Source organism: Ensifer sp. LC11 (genome assembly GCF_001695835.1).
In the GTDB taxonomy this organism is placed as follows: domain Bacteria; phylum Pseudomonadota; class Alphaproteobacteria; order Rhizobiales; family Rhizobiaceae; genus Ensifer.
The window spans coordinates 400,233-409,519 of record NZ_MBSO01000023.1 but is presented as its reverse complement, the minus strand read 5'-3'; the positions used below and the strand labels follow the sequence as shown (position 1 = coordinate 409,519).

9 protein-coding genes are annotated in these 9,287 nt (G+C 65.0%); 1 reads left to right on the top strand and 8 read right to left on the bottom strand.

Annotated features, from left to right (window positions below; translation table 11 throughout):
• A partial coding sequence (gene leuB / locus BBX50_RS18125) for a 3-isopropylmalate dehydrogenase (protein WP_139108840.1) occupies positions 1-720 on the top strand: 720 nt, incomplete at its 5' end.
• 351 nt (positions 721-1,071) lie between these two features.
• Here the strand turns inward: leuB and BBX50_RS18120 are convergent.
• From BBX50_RS18120 to BBX50_RS18085, 8 genes are read right to left on the bottom strand one after another with little or no spacing between them, the layout of a single operon-like run.
• Positions 1,072-1,821 (bottom strand): SDR family oxidoreductase, encoded by a 750-nt coding sequence (locus BBX50_RS18120; protein WP_065776705.1) that lies wholly within the window; start codon positions 1,819-1,821, stop codon positions 1,072-1,074.
• Between the two features lie 23 nt (positions 1,822-1,844).
• Positions 1,845-2,687 carry a fumarylacetoacetate hydrolase family protein gene (locus tag BBX50_RS18115; protein ID WP_065776704.1) on the bottom strand — a complete coding sequence of 281 codons (843 nt, stop codon included), beginning with the start codon at positions 2,685-2,687 and terminating at the stop codon, positions 1,845-1,847.
• 38 nt (positions 2,688-2,725) lie between these two features.
• Positions 2,726-3,748 carry a hypothetical protein gene (locus BBX50_RS18110; protein ID WP_065776703.1) on the bottom strand — a complete coding sequence of 341 codons (1,023 nt, stop codon included), beginning with the start codon at positions 3,746-3,748 and terminating at the stop codon, positions 2,726-2,728.
• The gene (locus BBX50_RS18105) at positions 3,745-4,638 is read right to left on the bottom strand and encodes an SMP-30/gluconolactonase/LRE family protein (RefSeq protein ID WP_065776702.1); all 894 of its coding nucleotides are present in this window, start codon (positions 4,636-4,638) and stop codon (positions 3,745-3,747) included. The genes BBX50_RS18110 and BBX50_RS18105 overlap by 4 nt, the downstream gene beginning before the upstream one ends.
• 9 nt (positions 4,639-4,647) lie before the next feature.
• Entirely contained in the window at positions 4,648-5,760 is a 1,113-nt protein-coding gene (locus BBX50_RS18100) for a mannonate dehydratase (protein ID WP_065776701.1), read from the bottom strand.
• 20 nt (positions 5,761-5,780) lie between these two features.
• Complete coding sequence (locus BBX50_RS18095) at positions 5,781-6,566, bottom strand: SDR family oxidoreductase (protein ID WP_065776700.1); 786 nt, start codon at positions 6,564-6,566, stop codon at positions 5,781-5,783.
• A 56-nt stretch (positions 6,567-6,622) separates the two neighbouring features.
• Positions 6,623-7,615 carry an ABC transporter permease gene (locus tag BBX50_RS18090; protein ID WP_065776699.1) on the bottom strand — a complete coding sequence of 331 codons (993 nt, stop codon included), beginning with the start codon at positions 7,613-7,615 and terminating at the stop codon, positions 6,623-6,625.
• On the bottom strand, positions 7,612-9,156 hold the full coding sequence (locus tag BBX50_RS18085) for a sugar ABC transporter ATP-binding protein (RefSeq protein WP_083213728.1): 1,545 nt from the start codon (positions 9,154-9,156) through the stop codon (positions 7,612-7,614). Before BBX50_RS18085 ends, BBX50_RS18090 begins: the two co-directional genes overlap by 4 nt.
• Between the last annotated feature and the right edge of the window lie 131 nt (positions 9,157-9,287).

Genomic DNA, 9,287 nt, shown 5'->3' with positions numbered 1-9,287 from the left:
CTGATCGTGCGTGAACTCACCGGCGGCGTCTATTTCGGCGAACCGAAGCAGATCATCGATCTCGGCAACGGCCAGAAGCGCGGCATCGACACCCAGGTCTACGACACCTACGAGATCGAGCGCATCGCCGGCGTCGCCTTCGAGCTCGCCCGCACCCGGCAGAACCGCGTCTGCTCGATGGAAAAGCGCAACGTCATGAAGTCGGGCGTGCTGTGGAACCAGGTGGTGACCGAGACGCACAAGGCGAAATATGCCGACGTCCAGCTCGAGCACATGCTGGCCGATGCCGGCGGCATGCAGCTGGTGCGCCAGCCGAAGCAGTTCGACGTCATCGTCACCGACAACCTGTTCGGCGACATGCTGTCGGACGTGGCGGCGATGCTCACCGGTTCGCTCGGCATGCTGCCGTCGGCCTCGCTCGGCGCCCCGGACGGTGTCACCGGCAAGCGCAAGGCGCTCTACGAGCCGGTACATGGCTCGGCGCCGGACATTGCCGGCAAGGGCATTGCCAACCCGATCGCGATGATCGCCTCGTTTGCCATGTGCCTGCGTTACTCCTTCAACCTGGTGACGGAAGCCGACAACCTGGAAAAGGCGATCGCCGCCGTGCTCGACCAGGGCATCCGCACCGGCGACATCATGGCCGAAGGGACGCAGAAGGTCGGCACATCCGAGATGGGCGACGCCATCCTTGCCGCGTTCAAGGCGCTGTCGGCCTGATCGGCGGACGTCCCCGAAGGCATCAAGCCGACGCCAGCCGGCACCGTGAAAACACCCCCTCCGGATCACCGCCGGAGGGGTTTTGCGTTTCGCGGCCTTGAATTTGCCAAGAGAACCGGCGCCGTAAGCGGGAGACTAGCGCATCCGAGACCTCCCTCATTTCGGTGCCTGTCACAGAAATCTCTAGCAGTTCCGCTGGAACTGCGGGACCAGCCCAAGCTCTTGGGCTGAAAGGTCCTTTGACCCGACGGACGTCGGGTCGCTGGATCCCCGCCACAAGGGCGAGGAAGACGGAACATGGAGTGGCTCTCCGCCGCCATTCGTGAGCGTCCAGGTCGGCGGCCGCGTGCCTCAGATCGTGATCCCGCCGTCGATGTTGATCGCCTGGCCGGTGATGAAGGCGGCCTCGTCGGAAGCGAGGAAGGCGCAGATCGCGGCAATTTCCTCGATCGTACCGAAACGGCCGGCCGGTTGCCGGCTAACGAAGGACTGGTAGGCTTCGTCGCGGCTCCCGAGCTTGGCGCCGAGTTCGCCGATACGTTCTTCCAAGGAGGGCGATGCGACCGTGCCGGGGCAGACCGAGTTGCAGCGTATGCCTTGCGAGACATAGTCGGCTGCGACCGCCTTGGTCAGGCCGATGACGCCGCCCTTGGCGGCGCCATAGGCGGCGCGCCGCGGAAAGCCTTTGATCGACGAGGCGACCGATCCGATGGTGATGATGCTGCCGCCAGCAGCCTTCATCTTCGGGATGACACCGGCAATGACGTTGTAGGCGCTGTCGAGCGTGATGTTCACCGAGCGCCGCCAATCGGCGGCCGAGCATTCCTCGATCGTGCCCTGGTGTACATAACCGACCGCATGCACGAGGATATCGACCCGCGCGAAGCCGGCGAAGTAGGCGGCCACCGCCCCGTTGTCCGTTGCATCCAGCTTCGTCGTCGCGGCACCATCGAGGGTGGCGAGCAGGCCGTCGTTGATGTCGCTGGCGTGAACCTCGGCCCCTTCCGCGATCAGCCGCTCGGCAACGGCGCGGCCGATGCCCTGGCCGGCGGCGGTGACCACGGCCACCCGTCCGGCCAATCGCCCAGTCTTTCCACTCATGTCCAACTCCCTATGCGAATAACTTAGATGGCCTGCACCGTCTGGCGCTGGCGGCCGAGCCCGTCGATGCCGAGTTCCACCACATCGCCGGGCTTCAGATAGCGCGGCGGCTTCTTGCCCATGCCAACACCCGGCGGCGTGCCAGTGCAAATGAGATCGCCCGGCTCCAGCACGCAGAATTCGCTCATGTAGGAGACGATGGTTGCGACATCGAAGATCATGCGCGCGGTCGTGCCCGCCTGCATGCGCTCGCCATTGACGTCGAGCCACATGGACAGCGACTGCGGATCGGGCACCTCGTCGCGGGTCACAAGCCACGGGCCCGTCGGGCAAAAGTTCGGGAAGCTCTTGCCCTTCACCCATTGCCCGCCGCGCTCCATCTGCCAGGCGCGCTCGGAGACGTCGTTGACAACCGTGTAGCCGAAGACATGGTCCATCGCCTCAGCACGCGAGACGTTGAGTGCCCGTTTGCCGATGACGATGCCGAGTTCGACTTCCCAGTCGAGCTTCGACATTTTTTCGGAATGCAAAAGCGGCGCGTTCGGGCCGCAATAGGTGCCGGCCGCCTTGTTGAAGAGGATCGGTTCGAATGGCACCGGCAGGCCCGCTTCTTCGGCATGGTCCGAGTAGTTGAGCCCGACGCACCAGATCGTGCCGGGCCTTGCGACCGGCGACAGGATATCGGCGTCGATCACCGCCACCGCCGGCAGAGCCGACAGATCGGCGCCGGACAGCGCCGCGACGACATCCGGCAAGGTCTCCGCCGTAATGTCCGAGACGAGCGAAGACACGTCTCGTGCTTTGTCCTCGCCATCGAGGATGCAAGGGACGGCGGAGCCGTCGACGGTGAGACGCAGCAGTTTCATTCTCTTGGCCTTTCAGTTGGTTGGCCGTGCGCGACGGCTCAGCCGATGGGGGCGGCTTCCACGGAGAGCCGATAGCGGGTGGTGAAGGTCTGGTCGGGCTTGAAGGCGATAGCGGTCGCAACGCCTGATGCCGCAACGGGGTTGTTCGCGGCAGAGACCGCAGGGCCGAGGTCGAAGGCGGAAGCGATCGGCTCCACGCCAAGCGCCACGTGCCGCCCGTTCCAGGGATAGGCCTTGCGGCCGCGGTTGCTGAACCAGAGAAGCAGGCTCGGAAAGTGTTCCTTCTGCCAGGAAAGCCGCGCGCGAAAGCCCTCGTCGCGGTAGTGGAGCGCAACGCTGCCGTCGATGCCTGAGAGCTGCAGCAGGTCCTCGGTCTCTTGGGCCAGCGGCACTTGTGTTGCATCCACCGTTGTGCCGTTGCGTGTGTCGACCTCACCGAGCGACGGCCATTGCCGATCGGGTGTGAACAGCGCCGCACCCGGCTCAACGTCGCCTGGAAAACTCCAGACTTGCCCATAACGACCGGGCTCGATGGTGACCGCGCCGGGTCGCGGCGGCAGGCGGAACGTCGGGTGCAAACCGATCGGAAGACGGCACGGACGCCGTGCTTCAATTTCCAGCGTGATGTCGACGGCGGCCGCATGCGGATCCGGCACGATCCGCCGGCGAAGCAAACGGATAGGATGCTCCTCGGGATAGTGGCATTGCATGGTGATCCGGCGGTCGTCGCAGTCGCCCCAGGTCCAATGAGCGTTCGAGCCCTGGCCATGCGGCACGCTGGCACCCTCGAAGCTCTCGCCTGTCGCCGACCAGCCTGCCGGGAGCGACCGGTCGGCGTCGCTGCCGAACGGCACGCAGGGCCACTCGCCGCGCAATTCCTGCAGGGTTTCCGGTAGCGTCTCGCGCTTGGCATCGTTGCCCCAGGGCGCGACATGCAGGGGACTGACCTGACGTCCATCGGGTAGCAGGAACAGCACGGGACCGAGCATGCCGCCGAGCGACTGCACCGAAAGGCATCCATGCGCCCAGGCGAGCGCGCGTCGTGTCGTCTCCGCCCTCACCGTGTCGCCTCTCCGTAGCGGTTCTCCGGAAGACCCGCGACCTCGACACGCATGGCATAGAGACTGCCGGCGAGGCGTTCGCCCGGTCCTCCACCGGCCGTGGTGACGTAAAGCGTCTTCAGGTCTGCGCCACCGAAGGTGCAGGTGGTGATGTTGCTCACCGGCATGTCGATCGCCTCGGCCAGGCTGCCATCCGGTGCGATGCGGGCAATGCAGCCGCCGCCGTAGCGGCAGTTCCAGAGGAAACCTTCGCTGTCGATCGCCGAGCCGTCGGGCGAACCGCGCTCGAAGCCGGTGAAGAAGGGACGTTCGCCGGAAATCGCGCCCTTCACCGCATCGTAATCGAAGGCGTAGATCTCGTTCGCCAGCGTATCGGCGAAGTAGAAGGTTCTTCGGTCCGGGCTCCAGCAGAGCGTGTTGGAGATGCCGAGACCGCGCCGCCATTCGGTAACGGCGCCGTCAGGCGCGATCCGGTAGAGAATGCCTTCCCCCGGCCCGACCTCGCCAAGCTGCCCGTCGGGCAGGACATTGTTCTTCATCGAGCCTACCCAGAAGTTTCCGACCGGATCGGCGCGACCGTCATTGAGCCGCACCCGCGGCGCACCGGGCAGGACGAAACCGTGATCCTCGCGCCGATCCGTGTGCGGCCACCACCAGATCAGCTTCGAGCCGAGAGCGACGAGCAGGCGGTCAGCTTCCTGCGTCAGCGAAATGGCAACCACCGGCTCGTCGAACAGCCAGGTCCTGACCGCGCGTGTCGCCTCGTCGTAGCGATGGATGAGGAAACGGTTGATGTCGGTCCAGTAGACCGCGGCTTCCGCCACCGACCAGACGGCGCCCTCGCCGCAGCGGTCGCCGACCGGCGCGACACAAACAAGCGAGCGTGCCATCTCTGCCTCCTATTCTGCCGCCAGGCTCGTCGGGATGGATCGCGACGGCCCGAGCGCCTCGGCGTTCTGCACAAGCGCGCGCATGTAGCCGAGCGCAAAGGCCTTGCCGGCGTGCCAAGAGGCGCCGCAGGTCATGGCCGGCGTGTGGTCGGGGATCATCACGCCCTGAAAGTTCTCGTCGCGCAGGATGCGGATGATTTCGGCCATGTCGATATCGCCTTCGTCGACGAAGGTTTCGACATAGCGCGGCATCTTTCCACGCACGTTGCGGAAGTGGATGTAGCCGATGCGACCGGAGCGGGCGAAACGACGGACGTGTTCGTAGATGTCGCCACCCGGCATTTCCTGCAGCGAGCCGAGGCAGAGTTCCAGCCCATTCGAAGGCGAGTCAACGATCGCCATCAGCCGGTCGTATTTTTCCGGACGGTTGACCAGCCGGGCCGTGCCGCGGAGCTCCTCCGCCGGCGGATCATCGGGATGCGCGCCGAGCACCACGCCCGCCTCTTCGGCGACCGGCACGACCTCCTTCAGGAAGTGTGAAAGACGATCCCAAAGTTCCGCCGAGCTGACGGAAACGGATGCGGCACCGGCAATGCCGCGACGATAGCGCATGTTCCAGACCATGCCATCGGGGATCGGCGCATCCGGGCTTGGCGCAATGCTGTTCTCGACTCCGAAGCCGACGGATTCGGCGCCACCGCGGGCATAGGGGCCGCGCGTCCAGCCATAGACGCCGGCGAGCGAAAAATTATAGCCGATGCAGGGGATGCCGGCGCGGCCGGCGTCGCGGATGAGCTGCTTCAGCCCCTCGATCTGCTGGGCACGTTCGGGCCCGTCCAGGAGCACATCGGACCAGAAGCGCGGCGAGAAATTCTCGATCGCAGCCACCTCCAGGCCGCCGGCGCGCACATCCTTCACCAGCCCCGACAGTTCCTCGAAGGACCACATCCGGTCGCCGGAGCAATCGCCCCAGCCACCCTGGTCGCCGCTGTCAATCTTCGGGTCCTTGCCGGCGAAATAGTTGGTGAGATGCGCGACGACGTGGGTCGCGCCTGCCTGCAAGGCAAACTGAAAGTTATCCGGGGTGAGTTGTTCCCGGTAGAGCCCAAGGCCGATTTTCATCCTGTCGTTTCCTCGTGTGATTACTTGACGCCGATGCCGGCGGTCAGCCCGCCGTCGATGCGAAAATCCGAGCCGGTGACGAAGGCGGCGCGGTCCGAGGCGAGGTAGGCGACCATCTCCGCCACCTCCTCCGGTTCGCCGATACGGCCGATCGGGTGGGCGGCGCCGAAGCGGGCGAAGGCTTCCGCCTCGCTGACGCCCTCGCCGCCATAGGTCCGGGCCGCAAGCGACAAGAGCGGCGTGCGCACCGAGCCGGGGCTGACCGAATTCACCCGGATCCTGGCCGCCGCATGGTCGAGCGCCATCGCCCGGGTCAGCGCATGGATCGCCCCCTTGGAGGCGACATAGGCCGCGACATTCTGCTGGCAGGCGTGGCCCTGCACCGAGGAGATGTTGACGATGGCGCCGCCGCCGCGCTTCACCATCTCCGGAATGCCGAAGCGGCCGGTGAGATAGATCGAGCCGACATTGACCGAGAGGCAGCGCGCAAAGGTCTCGGCGCTGGTATCGAGCACCGTGCCGTAAGGATGGACGGCTGCGGCATTGACGATGATGTCGAGGCCACCATGACGCAGCACCGCCTCGCGGACCGCCGCTTCCACCTCCGCCTCGTTCGAGACATCGGTGAGCCGCGTCGACATCGGCAGGTCGCGTTCCCGCGCAATCCGGTCGAGGGCTTCGTTGGTGGCGACATCGTTGCCGCAGGCAAGCACGGTAGCACCTGATGACGCCAGGCGCATCGCCGAGGCAAGCCCGATCCCGGATGTGCCGGTGACAAGCGCGATTTTCCCTTTGAATTCAGTCATGATTGTCTCCGCGATATTCGTAAGTTGGAGCGGGATGCGAGCACCCCGCACCTGTCTCAGCGCACCCGTTCCAGGACCTGGTTGAGCAGCACGGCGCCGAGGATGATCCCGCCGCGCACGACGTACTGCCAATATTCGCTGACATTCATCAGCGTCATGCCGTTGGAGATGCAGCCGAGGAACAAAACCCCGATCAGCGTGCCCCAGATGCGGCCCTTGCCGCCGAAGAGCGAGGTTCCACCGATGATGACGGCCGCAATCACATCGAGTTCCATGCCGGTTGCCGTCGTCCCGGTGCCGGCGCCGATCTGCGAGGCGATCAACGTGCCGGAGACGGCCGTCAGCGCACCGGTCAGTCCCAGTGTCAGCGCCTTCACCTTCCAGATGTCGATGCCGGAAAGGCGCGCCGCCTCCATGTTGCCGCCGACCGCATAAACCTCGCGGCCAAAGCTCGTGTACTTCATCAGGAAGTGCATGGCGGCAAAGGTGAGCGCAAAGATATAGACCGGGAACGGAATGCCGAAGAGGTAGCCGCCGCCGAGGAAATCGAAGCCGAGCGGGAAGGACGACATCGGGAAGCCGCCGGTGATGAGGTTGGCGACGCCGCGCAGCGCTGCAAAAAGGGCAAGCGTGGTGATGAAGGTCGGCACGTTGAACCATTGCCGGAAACGGCCGGTGAGATAACCGAGCATGAAGCCGAGCAACAGCGCCACGGCAAAGCCGACGGTGACCGCTCCCCAGTCGCCGAGCACGTCGGTGAAGCGGTCGGCGAACCAGGCAACGATGCAGCCGGCGAGTGCCGCACCGGCGCCGACCGAGAGGTCGATTTCGCCGCTGATGATGACAGCGGTCATGCCGAAGGCGATGATACCGAGCATCGACACCGTGCGCAGCACATTCAGCACATTGCTGGTCGAGGCAAATCCCGGTGCGACGAGGATCAGGAAAATCACCAGCGCCGCGAGAATGATCTCCATCGGATAGGTCTTGAGGAAGCGCAAAGGCATGTTCTGTCCGCCGGCTTCCGTCGTTTGGCTTACAAGTGTCATTGCTTGGCCCCTTCCATGCACAGGCCGTAAAGTTCGGTAAGGTCGGTTTTCGTCGGATCCACTTCGGCGACCACAGCGCCGTGGTGCATCACCAGGATGCGGTCGGCGACTTCGAGCACCTCCTCGAGTTCGGTCGAGACGAAGATGCTGGCGAGGCCGTCGGCTGCCTTCTGCCAGATGATGTCGAAGATCTGGCGCTTGGCCTGAACGTCGACGCCACGGCTCGGCTCATCGAAGAACATCACCGAGGGCTGCCGGTTCAGCCATTTGCCGATCACCACCTTCTGCTGGTTGCCGCCTGACAGTGACGAGACCGGCAATTCCGGATCGCCACACTTGATGTGCAGATCGGCAATCTGGCGGCGCACATGCGGCTGCTCGCGCCGGCGCGAGATGAAGCCCTTGCGGGAGATCGGACCGAGGTTCGCCATGCAGAGATTGTCCGCGGTCGAGAGCGACTGCACGAGGCCGACCTCCTTGCGGTTTTCCGGCGTGTAGCCGAGGCCCGCCTTGCGCATGTCGCGCGGGCTGGCACCGGTCATGATGCGGCCGTCGAGGGTGACGGAACCGCCATCGATCCGGTCGGCGCCGAAGACCGCGCGCATCAGTTCGGTACGGCCGGCACCGAGCAGGCCGGCGATGCCGAGGATTTCGCCGGGATAGAGATCGAAGGAGACCCCGTGGAAATGCCCTGATCGACTGAGATCGCGCACTTCGAGCACCGGCTTGGTGCGGTCGAGCGTGCGGCGCGGCGGGCGGGTCGCGCGGGCGGCATCGCCGAACATCATGCCGACGATCGCCGACGGCGTCGTCTCTTTCATCGCGACCGAACCGATATAGTGGCCGTCGCGGATCACCGTGCAGGTATCAGCGATCTCAAAGAGCTCGCTCATGCGGTGGGTGATGTAGATCATGGTGACGCCGCGGGCGCGTAAGCGTTCGATCAGCGCGAAGAGCTGCTTGACCTCACGCGAAGCGAGCGCCGAGGTCGGCTCGTCCAGAAGCAGGATCGACGGATTGAAGGACATCGCCTTGACGATCTCGACCACCTGCTGCTGGCCGACGCTGAGAGCGGAGACTGGCTGGCGGGAATCGATTGCAAGCCCCATATCGGCGAGCAATTCGCCGGCGCGCCGGTGCAGGCCCGCCCAGTCGACGACGCTGAAGCCGGCGCGGCGACGGTGCGGCAACCGGCCGAGAAAGATGTTCTCGCCAACCGAAAGTTCGGGCACCAGCGAGAGCTCCTGGTGCACGGTGACGATGCCGGCCTCGAAGGCATCGTGCGGCGAGGTGAAATGGCGGTCCTCGCCATTGACGCTGATCGTGCCGGATGTCGGCTCGGTGACGCCGGCGAGCAGCTTGACGAGCGTCGACTTGCCGGAGCCGTTCTTGCCCATCAGGGCATGCACCTGGCCGGGCGCGAAGCTGTGGGTGAATTCGGAAAGGGCGACAGTCGGGCCGTAACGCTTGGTCACGGCCCGAAAGTCCAGCCGTCCCTGCACCCCTTGCAACGCGGCTGACCTCTGTTGCGGATAGGTCATGCGGATTTCCTGCTGTGCGTGGCGAAGGAGCGGCGGGACATCCTCCCGCCGCTCGGCTCACTGCTACAGCGCCGCGCGTCTTATCAGACGCGCAAAGGTCGCTGTAGGGCTTTGAATTGCTGCATGTTTTT